This is a genomic window from Couchioplanes caeruleus (assembly GCF_023499255.1).
Taxonomy (GTDB): domain Bacteria; phylum Actinomycetota; class Actinomycetes; order Mycobacteriales; family Micromonosporaceae; genus Actinoplanes; species Actinoplanes caeruleus_A.
Window position 1 is genome coordinate 8,035,924 of the sequence record NZ_CP092183.1, and the last position, 17,289, is coordinate 8,053,212.

General features: G+C 73.2%; 8 protein-coding genes. All 8 read right to left on the reverse strand.

Annotated features, from left to right (window positions below; genetic code table 11):
* Positions 1–18: 18 nt before the first annotated feature.
* Genes COUCH_RS37090 through COUCH_RS37125 form a run of 8 tightly spaced genes read right to left on the reverse strand, consistent with a single transcriptional unit; the run spans position 19 to position 17,273 of the window.
* Complete coding sequence (locus COUCH_RS37090) at positions 19–3,321, reverse strand: right-handed parallel beta-helix repeat-containing protein (RefSeq protein ID WP_249609792.1); 3,303 nt, start codon at positions 3,319–3,321, stop codon at positions 19–21.
* Positions 3,318–6,077: a hypothetical protein gene (locus tag COUCH_RS37095; RefSeq protein ID WP_249609793.1), complete on the reverse strand. Its 2,760-nt coding sequence runs from the start codon at positions 6,075–6,077 to the stop codon at positions 3,318–3,320. Before COUCH_RS37095 ends, COUCH_RS37090 begins: the two co-directional genes overlap by 4 nt.
* Positions 6,078–6,083: 6 nt before the next feature.
* Entirely contained in the window at positions 6,084–7,439 is a 1,356-nt protein-coding gene (gene eccB, locus COUCH_RS37100) for a type VII secretion protein EccB (RefSeq protein WP_249609794.1), read from the reverse strand.
* 6 nt (positions 7,440–7,445) lie between these two features.
* A complete protein-coding gene (gene eccD, locus COUCH_RS37105) occupies positions 7,446–8,852 on the reverse strand; it encodes a type VII secretion integral membrane protein EccD (protein WP_249609795.1) in 1,407 nt (468 codons plus the stop codon).
* The gene (eccCa, locus tag COUCH_RS37110) at positions 8,849–12,823 is read right to left on the reverse strand and encodes a type VII secretion protein EccCa (RefSeq protein ID WP_249609796.1); all 3,975 of its coding nucleotides are present in this window, start codon (positions 12,821–12,823) and stop codon (positions 8,849–8,851) included. Before eccCa ends, eccD begins: the two co-directional genes overlap by 4 nt.
* Positions 12,820–13,206, reverse strand: coding sequence for a hypothetical protein (locus COUCH_RS37115; protein ID WP_249609797.1), 387 nt, complete (start codon positions 13,204–13,206; stop codon positions 12,820–12,822). Before COUCH_RS37115 ends, eccCa begins: the two co-directional genes overlap by 4 nt.
* Positions 13,199–16,369 carry a hypothetical protein gene (locus COUCH_RS37120; RefSeq protein WP_249609798.1) on the reverse strand — a complete coding sequence of 1,057 codons (3,171 nt, stop codon included), beginning with the start codon at positions 16,367–16,369 and terminating at the stop codon, positions 13,199–13,201. The genes COUCH_RS37115 and COUCH_RS37120 overlap by 8 nt, the downstream gene beginning before the upstream one ends.
* A 58-nt stretch (positions 16,370–16,427) precedes the next feature.
* Entirely contained in the window at positions 16,428–17,273 is an 846-nt protein-coding gene (locus COUCH_RS37125) for a hypothetical protein (protein ID WP_249609799.1), read from the reverse strand.
* Between the last annotated feature and the right edge of the window lie 16 nt (positions 17,274–17,289).

A 17,289-nucleotide genomic window follows, 5' to 3' on the forward strand; every position in this document is an offset into this window, starting at 1 on the left:
CTCCTGCGGAAAAGGGTGTCAGCCGACGGCGGCGAGGCCACCGGGCTGGCGGGCGGCGGCCCGGCCGGGCTCGGCGCGGTTCATCAGGCCGTTGAGGTCGGCGAGGGCCAGCGTGCGGGATGCGGCGGTCCGGGTCAGCCCCCAGGAGAACAGGTGGGCCGCACGGACGGTGCGCTCCGGCAGCCCGGCGGCGAGGTCGGCCAGCGCGGCACGGACGTCGTCGGGCACCTCATGGCCCCGGCGCACCAGGTGGCGCACGACGATCTCGGCGAGTTCGGCGGTGCTGTACGCCGGCATCGCCCACTCCTGCCCGAACACCTCGTCGATGGCGGGAACCGCGGCGCGCAGTTCCCGTAGCGCCGCGGGCTCGCCGATGAACACCGTGACCGGGTCGCCCATGCCGGCGCGCATCTGTTCGACCAGGGTTTCGACGGCCTCGGTCCCCCGGCCGCTGCCGTCGTCGGTGTGCTCGACGACCAGCACCCCGCCCTCGGCGTCGCGCAGGGCCGCACTGACCAGGCTGCGGGCCTGCCCGGGCCAGTGCGGCGCGAGCTCGTGCCCGGTCGACACCCGGACCAGGTGGCCGACCGGGACGAGGTCCAGCTCGGACAGCCCGGCGGCGTACAGGCGGGCGAACTCGCTGCGGCCGCTGCCGGACGGGCCGCTGATCACCACGTTGCCGTGCTTGCCGTACCCGCGGCGCCGGTTGCGCAGCTCGCACAGCTGGAGCAGGGCCGATCCGGCGGCGTCGCGGACCGAGGCCGCGCCGACCAGCTCGCACATGCGGCGCCACGAACGCGCCGCGTTGATCGCACCGGCGGGGTTGGTGGCGACGTCGGGCTGAGCCGACTGCTCGACCGGCAGGTCCTCGAGCAGCGCCAGTTCCGGTGCGAGGTCCTCCGCGGTGAGCCGGTTGAGCTCGGTGTCCTTGGCCGGCGGCGAGGTGGCCAGGCGCGAGGCCTGGTTGTTGATCATCGCCTCGAAGAGCTTGCGGGCGACCCGGCCGTTGCCGAACGTCGAGTTCTTCGGGATCCGGGTGAAGTACGTGGTGAGCGCGTCCACCGCGTCGTCGGTCAGCTCGTAGTAGTGCTTGCTGCACAGGTTCGAGGCGATCGTGACCAGTTCCTCGACCGAGTAGTTCGGGAACTCGATCGTGCGCGTGAAGCGGGAGGCGAGACCGGGGTTGGACTCGAGGAACTTCTCCATCAGCTCCGAGTAGCCGGCCACGATCACCACCAGCTCGTCGCGGTGGTCCTCCATCATCTTCATCAGCGCGTCGATGGCCTCCTGCCCGAAGTCCGGGCCGGAGCCGCCCGACCCCGCCGACAACGTGTACGCCTCGTCGATGAAGAGCACGCCGCCCAGCGCCTTGGTGACCAGCTCGGTGGTCTTGATCGCGGTGGAGCCGATGTACTGCCCCACGAGGTCGGCCCGGGCCGCCTCGATCATGTGCCCCTTGGAGAGGATGCCCAGCTCGGCGAGGACCGAGCCGTAGAGGCGGGCGACCGTGGTCTTACCCGTACCGGGCGGGCCGGCGAAGACCAGGTGCCGGCTCATGGGCGGCATCGGCAGGCCCATCTGCTGGCGTACCTGGGACATCTTGATGAGGTTGATGAGCGCGGTGACCTCCTGCTTGACGCCGCGCAGGCCGATCAGCGAGTTGAGCTCGCGCAGCGGCGCGCTGAGCTCCGACTCGGCCTCCGGCTCCGCCTGCTCGCCACGCTCCTCGTGCCGGGCGGCCGGCTCGGGCTCGTGCGCGACCGGCCGGCTGCCCGTGTCGAGCGCCTCGACGGTGAGCTGGGCGTCGCCGCCCCGGCGGACGTCGTCGCCGCCGTTGTCCCGTACGGCGCACCGGCTGATGGTCACCGGCTCCGCGGTGTCGACGCCGAAGCCGGCCGTGCCGCTGCCGAGCACCTCGCAGTCGGTGAAGGCGCCGCGGCCACCACGGTCGAGGCGGACCCCGTCCTGGCGGGCGCCGCGCACCCGGACCTGCACGGCGGTGACCGAGCCGCCCGAGCCCACGAGGATGCCGTCCGCCGACGCCTGCGCGATCTCACTGTCGCGCAACTGCACGGAGGCGTCCCCCACGCGCAGGCCGGCGCCGCGGAGCACCGCCGACCGCAGGTCCACGGTCGCGCCACCGGAGGCGGCCACGCCGGCGGCGCCCGTACCGTCGAACCGGGCCTCGCGGACCGTGGCCCGGGAGCCGCCGAGTACGTCCAGCGCCGGCGCCCCGGCGGTGTCGAGCACCAGGTCCGAGCCGTCCAACGTGGCGTCGTCGCGCACGATGATCCCGCTGCCCAGGCTCACCTCGGCGCGCAGCCGGCTCACGGTCAGCTCCGCCTTGGCCGCGGCGACGGCCAGCGACTCGGTGGTGCCGCGTACGGTCAGCCCGGCGAACCGCGGTGCCGCCTCGCCCTCGGCGTTGACGCCGATCTTCGAGTCGGTGATCGTGCAGTCGGTGAAGACCGGCGCCGCCCTGGCGGAGATGTGCGCGGCGGTGTGCCCGGTGGCGGCGAACGTGCAGCGCTCGAAAGCCGGCTTGGCGCCGTCGGTGATGTGCACCGCCTGCAGCGCCGCGCCGGTGAAGGTGGAGTCGGTGACCACCATGTCGACGTCACCGCGCACGAAGGCGTCGACGTTCGCGCTCATCCGTACGGTCAGCCGGTTGATGCGGGCCCAGGCCCGCTGCTCGACCACCAGGGCCGGTTTGCGGGCACCCGTGACCTCGCAGTTCTCCAAGGTGAAGCGGGCGTCGCCGTTCACGCAGATGCTGTTCGCGACCGTGTCCCGGATCGTGCAGCGGCGCAGGGTCAGCGAGCCGTGGTCGCAGACGACCACGCCGGAGGTGCCGATGTCGCTCAGGGCGGTGTCCTCGACCGTGCTCATCCCGGGCGCTGCCACGACGATGCCCGCGCCGCCGGGGTTGCGTACCTCGCAGCCGCGCAGTGCGACCGAACCCTGCAGGCGCGCGAGCAGGGCGACCCACGCCGCGCCGACGACCTTGCAGTTGTCGAGCGCGACCTCGCCGGAATAGACGTCGACCGCCGCGAGCTTCGGGTCGGCGCTGGAGAGCGTGATGCCCCGCAGCTGCGCACCCTCGCCCTGGACGGAGAGCACGCTGCCCTCCTCCACGTGCACCTCGACCGGGCCGCCGGCTTCCGCGCTGATCGTGATGAGGTTGCCGACGACGAGCTTCTCCGCGTACCGCCCGGGGTGCACGCTGATCGTCGCCCCGCGTTCGGCCCGCGCCAGGGCGGCGCCGATCGTCGGGAGCGCGCCGGGGGCGCCACCGCCCACCACCAGGACCTGCCGGCTCATCCTCGGCTCCTCTCCGCGGCCGCGGGCGGGACCAGGCCGGGCAGCACACCGAACCGGCCGGCGGCACCGGGGCCGACCCGCCGGCGCGGCTCCGCGCCCGCCCAGCGCTCCGTGCTGCGGCGCAGCGCGGTGACCGCCAGCTCGTCCAGCGAGACCCGGTTGGCGTCCACCCGGCCGCTGTCGTCGATCTCGTTCGTCCCGATCTCGCGCATGAGCACGGCGCCGCGCTGGTCGCCGGCGGGCTCGCGAAGCTCCAGGATCTTGAAGTTGGTGCCGGGCAGGAACAGCACCCGGTCCTCGGCCCGCTCGTCGCCCTCGGGCTCCAGCAGGCTCGTACGCCGGCCCGTCATCGACCAGATCAGGACGTCGGTGTCGCCGTCCTGGGCGGAGCACGGCCCGGTCAGCGCGGCGACGAAGCCCCAGTCGGTGATGAGCCGGCGCTCGCGGTACAGCTCCCATTCGCGCGCCGACGGCGACGAGCGGAACACCGTCGTCCCCCGGTACGACGGCAGCCGCGACAGGCCGGACGCCACGCACCGGGCGAACGGCACGTGCGGGCCGTTGCCGCCGGACCGCAGTCCCGCGTCCACGCCCGCGCCCCGCGGGGAGAGGTAGAACCGCACCGCGACGGAGTCGGCGAGCACGTCGTCGGCGGTCAGCGAGCCGCCGCCCTGCATGCCGGGGTGCTCGGACATGAGCCGCGCCACCGAGCTCGCCATGGTGTCGAACTCGCGGCTGAGCGTACGGCGCAGCCAGCCGCGCTCCTCGTCCAGCGGCCGCCGGGGCAGCAGGGCGGACGCCTCGGAGGCCGGCACGGCCTGCAGCCGGGCGCCACCGTCGGCCGCGGCGCCACCGTCGGCCGCGGCGCCACCGTCGGCGGCGGCGGGCGGCACCGGTGCGGGCTTCGCCGCCGGGGCGGTCGGTGCCGGCGCGACGGGTGCGGGCGAGGTGGGCGCCGGCGGCTGGTCCGGGGCCAGGGTGTGCAGCTTGCTGGTGCCCATGTCCGCCGGGTCCGGCAGATCGACCTGCGCGACCTCGAGCGCGGCCGACGGCGCGACCGGCGCAGGCGGCGCTACGGGCGGCGCAGGCGGGGTGACCGAGGCGATCGGCGGCGCGACCGGGAGCGGGGTCTCCACCCCGGCGACCGGCATCGGGGCCTCGACGGCGGCGGGCGGCGCCGGAGCCTCCACCGCAGCGGGTGGCGCGGGCTGCTCGACCGGTTGCGGCCGCGCCGGCAGCGGCACCGAGACCTGCTGCTGCGGCACCGCGACCGGCGCCGAGACCACGGGCGCACCCAGCACGGCCGGCGGCGCGAACCGCACCGGCTCCGCAACGGGGGCCGGGGGCGCGATCTGCACCGGCTCCGCGACCGGCGCCGGCATGATCTCGGCGACCGGCTGCGGCGGCGGCGCGCTCTCCCGCACGGTCGCCGTGATGACCTGTACGTCGGTCTCCTCGCCGAGGACCGCGTGGGCCTGCCCGGCCGGGCGTACGCCGGGCACCAGCACGGACGCGGGGAACAGCACGCTCGCGCCGGCCGCGTTGCTCTCCAGCCGGGCCGCGAGGTCCTCGGCGAGCTCACGCATGCGGGCGGCCCGCTCCTCCACGGTGTCGTCGAAGATCAGCGTGCTGCCCTCGGGGTCGAGCGCCGCCGCCCGGACCCGCTCCGCGTTCGGCGGCTCCTCGGGCGAGCGGATCCAGAGGCCGGCCTGGACCACCTCGACCACGGCGTCGGGGGCGTACCAGTAGACCCGCTTGGCGATCTCCTCGGTCCACTTCAGCGGCGGCCGGTGACTCACCACGAGCGGGCGGCGGGCCTTGGAGTTGGGGTGCGCCCGCGGCGCGTACCCGAGCTCCAGCGCGAACGGCGCCCAGCCCAGCACGCCGTCGGGGCGTACGGTGCGGATCTCGAACTTCTGCGGCGCGCCCACCGGCACCCCGGTGTAGCAGATGATGTTGGTGCCGAGCTGGTCCGCCAGGGTCTGGCCGAACGACTCGCCCTCGGGCAGCCGGACGTCGCCGTACTGCACGAAGCGGGTACGGGCACGGCTGTCCTCGTCGAGCTCGCGCCAGAACCGGACCACGTCGTCGAGCGAGAGCGGCGCGGTGCCGGGGCAGCCCAGCAGCACCGTCATGGTCTCCGGCTGGCACGGTACGTCGGCCACCAGGCGGGCCCGGTGCTCGGCGACGATCTCCGGATCACGGACGTCGTGGATCCACACGCCGCCGGGCAACGGCTCGATCTCACCGGTCGAGCTGGACGCCTTGCGGTCCACCACCGCCCGGTCCCAGGCCGGGGTCGGGTAACGCTTCGCGTCCCAGGTCGGGGGCTTGCCGGGGCGGAACCGGACCCAGCCGCTGCCCGGGGCGGAGTGCACGAACAACGCACCGGCCGAGCCGCGGACGAGGTCGCCGTCGGGGGCGATGACCGTACGGTTCAACCGCTCGGAGAGCCACTGCCCGGCCATGGCGGCGGCGTTGCGGTGCTGACCGCAGGCCACCAGCCGGATGCCGCGCCGCCGCCGGGGCAGCACGCCGGCCATGGATTCCCAGGAGCTGATCGGCATGCCGGCGCCCAGGTCGAGCACGACCACGTCGTTCTCGGCGTCCTCCACGACGGACAGGGCGAGCGACTGCGCCTCGGAGCTGATCGCGTCCTCGGCGTGCAGCACGAGGGCGTTGCCCACGGTGTGCTGGACGACCCCGCCGGGGCCGCCCTTGCCGCCGCGGAGCAGGCTGCGGATGCCGGTTGCCATGACGATCTACCTCCCTGAGCCGCCGGCGACGGCGGCTCGGCTCAGCAACGGTCCCTGCGGCAGGGCCGCCAGCAGGCTCCGGGGGAACGGGACGAGACCGGCTCTGTCCAGCTTCAGCGCCGAGACGGTCTGCTGGTCCGCGAGGGGGTACGCGACCCCTTCATCGGAGATGAGTGAGGCCTCGACGCGGATCTGCGACGCCTGCGGGACGGGCGCCACCACCATGCCGGTGGCCGGGCGGACGTACACGTAGGGCTTGCCCTGGTCGGTCACCGCCGACCAGGCCCGGGTGGTCAGGACCGGCATGCTCGCGACGACGTCCTTCGCGACGGGCTGCTGGCGCAGGCAGAGCACCCGGTCGCCGGCATCCTGCCAGCGCAGGGTGGCGAGGTCGGGCAGCCGGTCGGTCAGCGACCGGTCCGCCGACCGCGGGGCGTCCACGATGGCCGCCGCGTCCACGTCGACCGGCCGGCCGCCGCGGTCGGCGTCGGCGAGGAGGAATTCCGTACGGCTCATCGGCGCCAGCCCGTCGCGGCGCAGCACGAACAACTGCTCGTCGCCCACGGCGGGGCGCTGCCGGAACAGGGTGCCGACCGGGTAGCGCTTCCCGTCGACCTCGGGTCCGTCCGACCCGGCGCCCTCGATCTTCGCGGGGCCGAGGGCCGGGCCGTCCAGCAGCCAGTCGAGCCACATCTGCGGCGCGCGGGTGGGCCGTACGTTCGCCGCACCCAGCGCCACGAGCACGGCGTCGTCCTTCACGAGGAACTTGCGGCCCAGCGCGATCAGGTACGTCCGCCCGCCGCCGCGGACCACGCTGAACCGGTCGGCCGGCAGCGGCTCGGAGGGCGCGCGCGGGTCCAGGTCGACCCCGAGGCCGTCGACCGGGTCCTCGACCACCGAGCCGGGCAGGCAGGTGAGCCAGGGGCCGGTCACCAGGTCCTTGGCCGCCGGTACGGTCTGCGGCGCGTTCGCGATACCGATGGCCGGCCCGCGCGGGATGTCCTTCAGCGAGTTCTGTGAGATCAGCTTGACCTTGGCCGACGCGCCCTGCACCAGCATCGCCGAGGTGAGGTTCGGGGTGGGACGCAGCATGCCGTCGAGGTAGACGTACCGGTTGCCGCTCTCCTTCTCCACGAGGATCGCGCCGGCCTGCCGGAACGCCTTGCTGCCGCCGGGGACGATCCAGCCGTAGACGGCGAAGCCGCCCGCCACCAGCACCACGACGAGGATGCCCAGCAGGACGCCGGTCAGCGCCCGGCGGCCCGGGATCTCCGCGCTGGTCGGGTCGCCCTCGACGAGGGCGGAGCTGAGGCGGCCCATCATGAAGGTGTGTGCGTGGACGTGGTCGCGCTGGGTCTGCATGCCGGCCTACCCGAACAGCCCGCGGGCCCACGCGTACGTGCCCATGACCTGCGCCAGCACCGGCAGGACCGCCACGCCCGTCGCGACGTCGAGGAACGTGGCCGAGTACTCCCAGAACGGCAGCAGCCGGCGCGGCCACGGGCGCAGCGCGGCCAGCACGAGCGGGACGATCGCCGCGAGCAGGCCGCCCAGCAGCGCGTACCGCCAGCCCGGCGTCAGCAGATCGGAGAATTTCATGATGACCATGAGGTAGCCGACGGTACCGGCGACGACGAGCGCGATCCGTTGCCACAGACCGAAGAAGGTACGGGCGCGCAACAGGATTGCACTGGATACCACCAGCACCAGCGTCCAGCCCGACCACCCCGCCACCTGCATGGTGAAGAAGAACATGACCGGCAGCACGAACGCCGACGAGCACATCGCCACGGTCAGGTACGTGTCCGCGTGGTCGGCCCGTTCCCGGACCTGGTCGGAGGGGACCGGCTCGATGTCGTACGACATGTCCTCACCGGTCTTGGGCAGTTGCGGGCCCCGCAGCCGGGACAGCTTCACCGCCACCCGGGGCGCCAGCACGATGACCGCGAAGACGAGGGCGACCGCGGTGGCGGCGGTGCGCTGCGTCGTCATCGCCGAGCCGGTGCGCAGCAGCAGCACCCCGATGACCACGAGCCCGGTCACGCCCACCACCAGCAGCGAGGCGAAGGGCAGGCCCGGGATCACCGTACGCTGCAGGAGCAGCAGCAACGCGACCACCACGACGCACGCCACCGAGCCGGCGAGCACGGCGGGACCGGTCCAGGCGATGCCTTCGGGATCCCCGTCGACCGCGCTGGAGGCGGCCAGCGCGGCGAACCCGCTCGCCGCCGAGCTGAACAGCAGCGCGAACGCCCCGTCGGTCAGCCTGCGCCCCGCCACGAGCGCGGAGGTGAAGAAGACGGCGGCGAGCACCCCGGCGGCGACGACCTGCGGGAGCACCGGCCCCCGGTCGACGAGCACGGCCGCGGTGGCACCCATGGCGACGACCGAGAGCAGGAGGAACAGCACCCGGCGGTACTCGGGCTGCCACCGGTCGTCGCGCCGGTTCACCACCGTGGCGACGCCCTCGGCCAGGTCGTCGAAGTCGAGCTCCGGCAGCGGGTCCTCGGCCTGGCGCAGGTACAGCTCCTCGCCCTCGAGCCAGTCGAGGCTCTCCGGCGTACCGGTCAGTTCGAACGGCGGCTGCCCGAGCCGCTGCAGCACCCAGGCGCCTTCCGGGGTGTCCGCGTCGGGCCGGCGGCCCGCGGTGGTGTGGTGCAGCAGGACGGGCAGCAGCGCGGCGACCGTGGTGGTCGACGGCACCGCCAGGTCGACCTTGCGCTCCGGTCCGATGACGGTGATCCGGCAGAGCTCGCCGGTCGTGGCCGTGGTCACCCGCGGCTCCCTTCGCTGACGAGGCCCGTCTGCATCAGCTTCACGCCGCGACGGGTGACGAGCTGGGCACGGCCCGCCGGCAGCCGGCGCGGGGGCGCCTCGCCGAGGAACTTGCCCTCTTCCTTCGGGTACGAGAACAGGGTCGCCGGGTTGCCCAGCTCCCAGATGCGGCGCACGACGGGGTCCATCATGGCCCGCATCGCGCTGGAGGTGCTGCGCGCGACGATCACGTGCAGTCCGATGGAGACACCCTGGGCCAGCAGCGGGAGCAGCGGCTCCAGGCTCGAGCCGACCCCGATGCCCTTGGTCATCAGGTCGTAGTCGTCGACGACGACGAACAGCTCGGGCCCTTCCCACCAGTCGCGCCGGCGCATCCGCTCCGACGAGATCTCCGCGCCGGGCACCCGCCGGTTCATCGAGACGGAGGCCTGGCCGGCGAGCTCGTACAGCGCGTCGCCGGTGATGCCGGACCCCACCTGGTACGCCGCCGGAATGGCGGTGTCCAGGTCGCGCCGGGAGTCACCGAGCACGACCTTCGCCTGCTCCGGCGAGTAGTGCCGCTGGATGGCGCGCAGCACCAGCCGCAGCATGTTCGTCTTGCCGGTCTCGCTGTCACCGAACACGAGCATGTGCGGCGTGACCATGAAGTCGTGCCAGACCGGCTCGAGCCGCTGCTCGTCCTGGCCGATGCAGACCTTGAACTCCGGCTGCGGGTCCGGGAGCCGCTCGGCGGGCAGGCGGGTCGGCAGCATCCGTACGGCCCGAGCCGGCGCACCGGTCCAGAACGTGCCGATCTCCTCGACCACCGCCTTGGTGGCCTCGGCCAGGTCGCCGGTCTCCGAGCTGCCGTCGGTGCGCGGCAGCGCGCCGAGGAAGTGCAGCCCGTCGCCGGTGAGCCCGCGGCCGGCCTGGTTCGGCACGGTCGCGGCCTTGCGGGAGCCGACATCGGACTCCATCGGGTCGCCGAGCCGCAGCTCCAGCTTGGTGCCCATGAGGTCGCGCAGCCAGGTCCGCATCTCCGACCAGCGGGTGGCGGTGACGATGACGTGGACCCCGAACGACAGCCCGCGCGAGGCGATCTCCTGGAACTTCGTGTCCAGGTCCATGAAGTCCTGCTTCATCGTGTACCAGCCGTCCACGACGAGGAACACGTGGCCGAACGGGTCGTCGATCTCGCCGCGGGCCCGCGCCGCCAGGTACGACGTCATGGAGTCCAGCCCGCGCCCGGCGAACTCGGCCTCCCGGCGCTCCATCACCTGGAGCACCTCCTCGAGCGTCCGCACCACGCGGTCGCGTTCCATGCGCGTCGCGATCGAGCCGACGTGCGGCAGGCCGGCGATCGAGGCCAGGCCGCCACCGCCGAAGTCCAGCCCGTAGAACTGCACCTCCTGCGGGGTGTTCGTCAGCGCGAGCGACAGCACGAGGCTGCGCAGCAGGGTCGACTTGCCGCTCTGCGGGGCACCGGCGATGCCGACGTGGCCGTCCGCGCCGCCGAGGTCCACTGTGAGCAGCTCGCGCAGCTGTTCCTGCGGCCGGTCGACGATGCCGACGGGCACCCGCAGGCGGCCCTGGGCGGCCGGGTCCGCGACGGTCATGCCACGCACCGGGTCGGGGACCACGCTGGGCAGCAGCGAGTCGAGGCTCGGCGCGGACGACAGCGGCGGCAGCCACACCTGCCGGGCCGGCGGCCCGGATCCGGCGAGCCGGTTGAGCAGCACCTCGACGAGGCTGGGACCGGACGCCGTCTCGGGCGCGGGCTCGTCCTCCGCCGGGGTGTCGGCGGGGCGTACCCGGCCCGGGTCGTGCCGGACCGCGACCTGGCGGGTGGTGAAGGGCACGATCTCCTCGACCACGGCGGGCTCGTCGCCCGCCTCAGCCCCGCCGATCAGACCCTTGCCCGTGTACGGGCCGGAGACGTACGCCGACTTGAACCGTACGAGGTTCGTGGTGTCGACCTTGAGGTAGCCGTTGCCGGGCTCGGGCGGCAGCTCGTACGCCTTGCCCACGCCGATGACCGCCCGGGACTCCATCGAGGAGAACGTCCGCAGCGCCAGCCGGTACGACAGGTGCCCCTCGACCCGGTTGATCCGCCCCTCGTCCAGGCGCTGGGAGGCGAGCAGCAGGTGCACGCCGAGGCTGCGGCCCAGCCGGCCGATCGAGACGAACAGGTCCATGAACTCGCCCTTGCTGCTCAACAGCTCGCTGAACTCGTCGACGATGATGAGCAGCACCGGGAACGGCACCAGCTGAGCGCCGTTCGCGCGGGCCTTCTCGTAGTCGAACAGTGAGGCGTACCCGCTGGCCCGCAGCATCTCCTGGCGCCGGGTCATCTCGCCGTTGAGCGCGTCCTGCATACGGTCGACCAGCGGCAGCTCGTCGGCGAGGTTCGTGATGACCGCCGAGGTGTGCGGCAGCTTCTCCATGCCGATGAAGGTCGCGCCGCCCTTGAAGTCGACGAGGACCAGGTTGAGGATCTCGGAGCTGTGGGTGGCGGCGAGCGCGCAGACCAGCGTCCGCAGCAGCTCGCTCTTGCCGGAACCGGTCGCGCCGATGAGCAGGCCGTGCGGGCCCATGCCGCCCTGCGCGGACTCCTTCAGGTCGAGCTCGATGACCTCGCCGTCCTCGGTCACGCCGATCGGCACCTGCAGCCGGTTGCGCTGCGGCAGCCGCGACCGCCACAGCTGCTGGACGTCGAACGTGTTGGCGTCGCGGATCCCGAGCAATGTGGTCAGGTCGAAGCTGGTCTCCAGTGGCTCCTCGACCACGTCGAGCGTGCCGCTGGTGCGCTTCGGCGCGACCAGCCGGGCCAGCGACTCGGCCGGCACCACGCCGAGGGCGTCGCGGACGGCGGAACCCACCGTCTCGCCGGCCGGGAACTCGACGACGTCGTCCTTCACGGTCAGGCGCAGCACCTTGGGGCCGCCGGGCATGGCGCCGGTGAGGTCCAGCAGCACCACGTTGCGCAGCCCCGCGCCGAGCAGCCGCGAGCTGTCCGGCAGGTCCGCCAGGTGCGCGACGATCACCACGAACGGCTCGGTGGACGACGGCCGGGTGGACCGGTCGTGGTCACCCCGGTCGGTCACCTCCGGCCCGAGCAGGTCCATCAGCTCGTCGTGGGTGCCGGCGAAGAGGCGTACGGGTCCCGCGGCGTCGAAGGCGGTCGGGTGGGCGTTGTGCGGCAGCCACTTGATCCAGTCCCAGTTGCCGCGGTGCACCTCGGGGGCCAGCACGGCCACCCGCAGGTCGTCGGGGGCGTGGAAGGTGACCAGCTGCGCCACCATCGCCCGGACCAGGTCCACCGCCGCGTCGGCGTCGCCCTCGAGCTCGATCGAGGTGAAGCTGCGCAGGCCCACGGAGACCGGAATGCCCGACACCGTCCGGTACGCCTCGGAGAACCGGCGCAGCGAGATCGAGGCCAGCGGCTCCAGGTCCTCGATGGGCTTGGTCTGCGGCGGCAGGAACCGCAGCATCGCGCCCTGCCGGCCGAGCCCGATGCGGACCCGGCCGAAGTCGTCGTGGCTGGGCCGCCGCTCCCACAGCCGGGAGCTCATCGCGACCGACCACAGCCACTCCGGCTGGGGGTTGTTCCAGAGCACGCACTGGCGCTGCTGGTCGGCCGCCGCCCGGGCCTGCTTGCGCAGCTGGGCGATGTACCGCAGGAAGTCCCGGCGCTCGCCGCGCATCTTGCGCTTGCGGTCGGAGGCCGCCTTGCCGATCTGCATGACGCCCATCAGCAGCATGCCGACGGCCATCGCGCCGCCCATCACGTACATGATCGGGGCCCGGCTGTAGAGGCCGAACATCGCCATCATGGCGCCCATGCCGAGGCCCATCGGCACGATCATCGCGAAGGAGCGGAAGTCGAGCGGCGCCTCCTCCGCCATCAGCGGCGGCTCCTGCAGCTCGATCTCGCCGTCGGGCGCCTCGGGGCCGGCCGCCCGCGGCGGTCGCTTGACGGTGACCGTACTCATCCGAGCATCCCGCTGTCCGCGCCGCCGCCGCCCCAGACGGACTCGTCCTGGCGCAGGAGCTTCACCGAGTAGCGGTCGTTGCGGTAGCGCTCGGCGATCCGGTCCTCGTCCTCCTCCTCGCGTTCCTCGGCCGCGCCCAGCGACGGATGCCGAGCCGCCTGCCGTTCCTCGGCCTCCTCCCGCTCCCGGGCCTCGGCCTCCTCCTTCTCGCGCTTACGCTGCTCCTCACGCTCCTGGAGGTACGCCTCGGTCTCGGCGAGCGTCAGGTCCGGCCCGCCGCACTGCATCGGGACCTCGTTCTCCTCGACCATCGGGGCGGTCGCGGAGCGGTTGCGCCGCCACACCGGCAGCGCCGGCGTCGCACCGGGCTCGTGGTCACGCATCGGTCAGCCTTCCCTCACGCTCGTGCCCGTCGCCGTACAGCCACCAGGACTGGCCGGTGTCGTCCCACGCGGACCGGTCGCCGTTGCCGTCGTCGGCGCGCAGCACGGGTACCCGGTCGTCGGCCGGCTCGCCGGGTTCCGCCGGATCGCCGGACCGTTCGCCGGTCCAGGCCGGCTCCTCCTCGGTCAGCAGCTCCGCGGCGTCCGGGCGTTGCGCCGGGTCGCGGTCCTCCGGCTCGGGCACACCGGGCAGGACCGGCGGGATCCCCACCCCGGGTACCGTCACGCCCTCGTGCCAGCCGGTCGCCGGGTCCACCGGTGGCGGCGGCACGGCGCCCAGGCCGGCCCCGCCGGGAGCGGCACCCTGCGGCGCACCGGGTTCGTCGCCGGCACCGCCCGAGTCCCACTCCTGCGGGTCGCCGTCGACGAGTCCGGCGGAGTCGGGGCGTTCCGCTTCCTTCTCCTGCGGTCCGGCGCCGCCGGCCGCGCCGGGAAAACCAGGCATCATCGGTACGCCCGGAGCAAGCGTCCCGGGGTCCGCCGGGCTCTCCACCGGCGCGGACGGCCCACCGGCGAGGCCCATGCCGCCGGGGGCGCTCCCGGCGGGCGCATCGGGCACGCCGTCCGCATCGCCGGGCTGCCACTGCGCCGGATCCCCATCGACCAACCCGGACGCATCGGGCCGCTCCGGCAGGCCACCGCCGGCACCACCACCCGCCGGACCACCACCCGGCATCCCCGGCATCGGCGGAATCCCACCCAGCCCAGCACCACCCGGCACCGCACCGCCCGGCGCATCCGGGACACCGGCAGCCTCGCCCGGCTGCCACTGCGCCGGATCCCCATCGACCAACCCGGACGCATCGGGCCGCTCCGGCAGGCCACCGCCGGCACCACCACCCGCCGGACCACCACCCGGCATCCCCGGCATCGGCGGAATCCCACCCAGCCCAGCACCACCCGGCACCGCACCGCCCGGCGCATCCGGGACACCGGCAGCCTCGCCCGGCTGCCACTGCGCCGGATCCCCATCGACCAACCCGGACGCATCGGGCCGCTCCGGCAGGCCACCGCCGGCACCACCACCCGCCGGACCACCACCCGGCATCCCCGGCATCGGCGGAATCCCACCCAGCCCAGCACCACCCGGCACCGCACCGCCCGGCGCATCCGGGACACCGGCAGCCTCGCCCGGCTGCCACTGCGCCGGATCCCCATCGACCAACCCGGACGCATCCGGCCGCTCCGGCAACCCGTTACCGGCACCACCACCCGCCGGACCACCACCCGGCATCCCCGGCATCGGCGGAATCCCACCCAGCCCAGCACCACCCGGATTCGCGCCACTCGGCGCATCCGGAATGTCCACACCCGTACCCGGCGACTCCCAATCCGACGGCTCACCACCGACCAGACCGGACGCATCCGGGCGCTCCGGGATGCCGGCGCCGCCGCCACCGCCGGCCGGGCCACCACCCGGCATCCCCGGCATCGGCGGAATCCCACCCAGCCCAGCACCACCCGGATTGGCACCGCCCGGCGCGTCCGGCACGTCGACCGCGCCCGTGCCGGGGGTCCAGTCGTTCTCGTCGCCGCCGAGCAGACCGGAGGCGTCCGGCCGCTCCGGGATCCCCGCGCCGGAACCCCCGCCCATGCCGCTACCGGCCGGGCCCCCGCCGGGCATGAACGGCATGCCGCCGCCCGTGCCCGGGGCGTTGACGCCGGGGCCGAACGCGTCGGACGCGCCCGGCGCGCTCGGAATCGTCGGCGGGTTCACGTCGCCGATCCCGCCGGCACCGGGGCCGCCCCCGCCGACGCCGCCGGCACCGGGCAGGTCGTTCAGGCCGGGCGCCTTCGGCACCGAGGGTGGGTTGACGTCACCGGCGCCGCCCGCACCGGGCGATTTCGGCACGTCGCCCAGGCCGGCTCCGGGGCGGTCACGGTCGTCGGCGCCGAGTGCGCCGGGGCCCGGCGGCACCACCGGTGGCACGAAGCCGGGACCGTTGCCGGTACCGGGCGGGCCGTCGACCTGCGGGGTCTCGAAGTCGCCGGGTCCGTTGCCCGGGCCGTCCAGTCCGGGCGGACCCTCCACATCGGGCGCGGTGAGGTTGTCCGGGCCGCCGCCCAGCGCCGACACATCGGGGGGCCCGTCCACGCCGGGCGGGTTGACGTCCTTCGGGCCGCCGTTCGGGTTGTCCAGACCGGGGGGTCCGTCCACCGCCGGCGGGGTGAGGTTGTTGCCGGGCGGGGTCAGGTTGTTCCCCGGCGGGGTGAGGTCGTTGCCCGGTGGCGTGAGGTTGTTGCCCGGCGGGGTCAGGTTGTTCCCCGGCGGGGTGAGGTTGTTCCCCGGCGGCGTCAGGTTGTTGCCCGGCGGGGTGGGCAACGGTGGCGGGCTCAGCGTGGTGAGGTTCGGCGGGGTGATCGAGGTGAGGTTGAAGTTGTTCGTCGGTATCGGGCCGGTCGTGATCTTCGGATCGCCGGTACCGGTCGGCGGCGTCACCGCGCTGTACGTCATCTGGTACTGCGTGGCGAGCTGGTCGACGACCTGGGCCATCTGCTCGGTCATCGGCTTGGCGAACCGGGTCTTGCTGATGGCGATCCCGTTGCTGCCCGACGGCGCGCCGTCGGCCGCGGCGATCTGCGCCCACGCCACATCGAGCTTGTTGATCGCATCCTGGGCCCAGGCGAGGTAGCGGGCGCTGTTCCACAGCTGGTTGGGCACCGACTGGGTGCCGTTGGTGCCGTCCGCGCCGGCGATGTGCTCGGCCTGGTTGCCGAGGAACTCGGCGAAGTAGTCCATCTTGGCCAGGAACGCGTCGGCCGCCTGCCCCTGCCAGGCCTTGTCCTTGCCCGCGATGGCGTGGGAGTGGTCCCGCAGCATGTTCTCGAGCCAGCTCAGCGTCTGGTACGCCAGCTGGAACGCCCCCGACGCGTCGGCCAGCGACTGCGGATCCACGAGCGACTTGGCCAGCGCCCGGGCGTCGTCGTTGCCCAGCGCGGAGCCCCCGTTCACCGACGCCTTGATCTTGCGCCAGCCGGGCGGGTCCTCGTGCACCCACTTCTTGTAGTCCTCGAGGTCGGAGACGTCGATCTGCGCCTGCATGAAGGTGGCAGCCGGGTCGACGTCCCTCTGCCAATTCTCCTTCTTCGGATCCTCGGGCATGGCGGGAGCTTCTCCTCCAGATAGGACTACGTGCGTGGGGCGGGGACGGCGCCGGCCGTCAGGTGTTGAACTGGGGGTCGGGGGTGCCCTGGGGAAGGTCGGTGGAGCTGCCCGTGCCGTTGTTCTTCAGCTTCGCGATCTCGGCCCAGGCGGTCTCCATGGCCTCGGTCAGCTGGTCACCGGTCATCTTGTTGAGCTCTTCGCCGGTCTCGTATTCCTTGATCATGGCGGTGAGGTTCCTGCGCAGGTTGTAGATCGCCTGATGCACCGTCATGAGCAGTTCCATCGTGTCGCCGCGCAGGCCGTCGTCGTTGCCGCCGGTACCCTGGATCTTGCGGCGCAGCAGCTCGGCCTTCGCGAAGCCGCCAGGCTTGAGGTTGACCTTCTCGATCTCGCTGCGGGCCTTCCAGGCGAGCCCGCCGGTGCCGTCCGGCTCGATCGCCTCGAGCTGCTTGACGAAGTGCTGCAGCGCCTGGGTGTTCACGGCCACGCCGTTGCCCTGCTTCTGCGAGTCGCTCCACTCGTGCACGACGGGCGGCACGAAACCGGAATCGCCGTTGACGCCGTAGTTGTTGCCGTCGCCGGGCTTGTGCTCGTACTCGACGCTGTCCTTGTTCGCGGATTTCTTCTGGTAGTCCGCGACGATCTTCTTCCAGTGCTCGGTCTCGATGACCTCGTTCTTGTAGTAGTTGTAGGCGTCCTTTTCCTCCTGCGTGTAGCCCTCGAAGTTGAACCGGTTCGGGTAGTTCGGATTGCTGGGCTGGTTCCGCTGAATGTCGGCCTGGACGCGGTCGACCAGGTTCTGGATCCAGTTATCCGGCTTGTGGTGGTCCTGGTTCCACTTGTCGAGAATTCCGACGGCCTCGATCGACTCGTCGGTGGGGGTGTTGAAATCGATGGACATGGCGCACGGCCTTTCT

Coding starts and splice junctions, on each gene's coding strand:
- COUCH_RS37090 (WP_249609792.1), bottom strand. CDS start 3,321: ATGAGCCGGCAGGTCCTGGTGGTGGGCGGTGGCGCCCCCGGCGCGCTC.
- COUCH_RS37120 (WP_249609798.1), bottom strand. CDS start 16,369: ATGCCCGAGGATCCGAAGAAGGAGAATTGGCAGAGGGACGTCGACCCG.
- COUCH_RS37095 (WP_249609793.1), bottom strand. CDS start 6,077: ATGGCAACCGGCATCCGCAGCCTGCTCCGCGGCGGCAAGGGCGGCCCC.
- eccCa (WP_249609796.1), bottom strand. CDS start 12,823: ATGAGTACGGTCACCGTCAAGCGACCGCCGCGGGCGGCCGGCCCCGAG.
- COUCH_RS37115 (WP_249609797.1), bottom strand. CDS start 13,206: ATGCGTGACCACGAGCCCGGTGCGACGCCGGCGCTGCCGGTGTGGCGG.
- eccB (WP_249609794.1), bottom strand. CDS start 7,439: ATGCAGACCCAGCGCGACCACGTCCACGCACACACCTTCATGATGGGC.
- COUCH_RS37125 (WP_249609799.1), bottom strand. CDS start 17,273: ATGTCCATCGATTTCAACACCCCCACCGACGAGTCGATCGAGGCCGTC.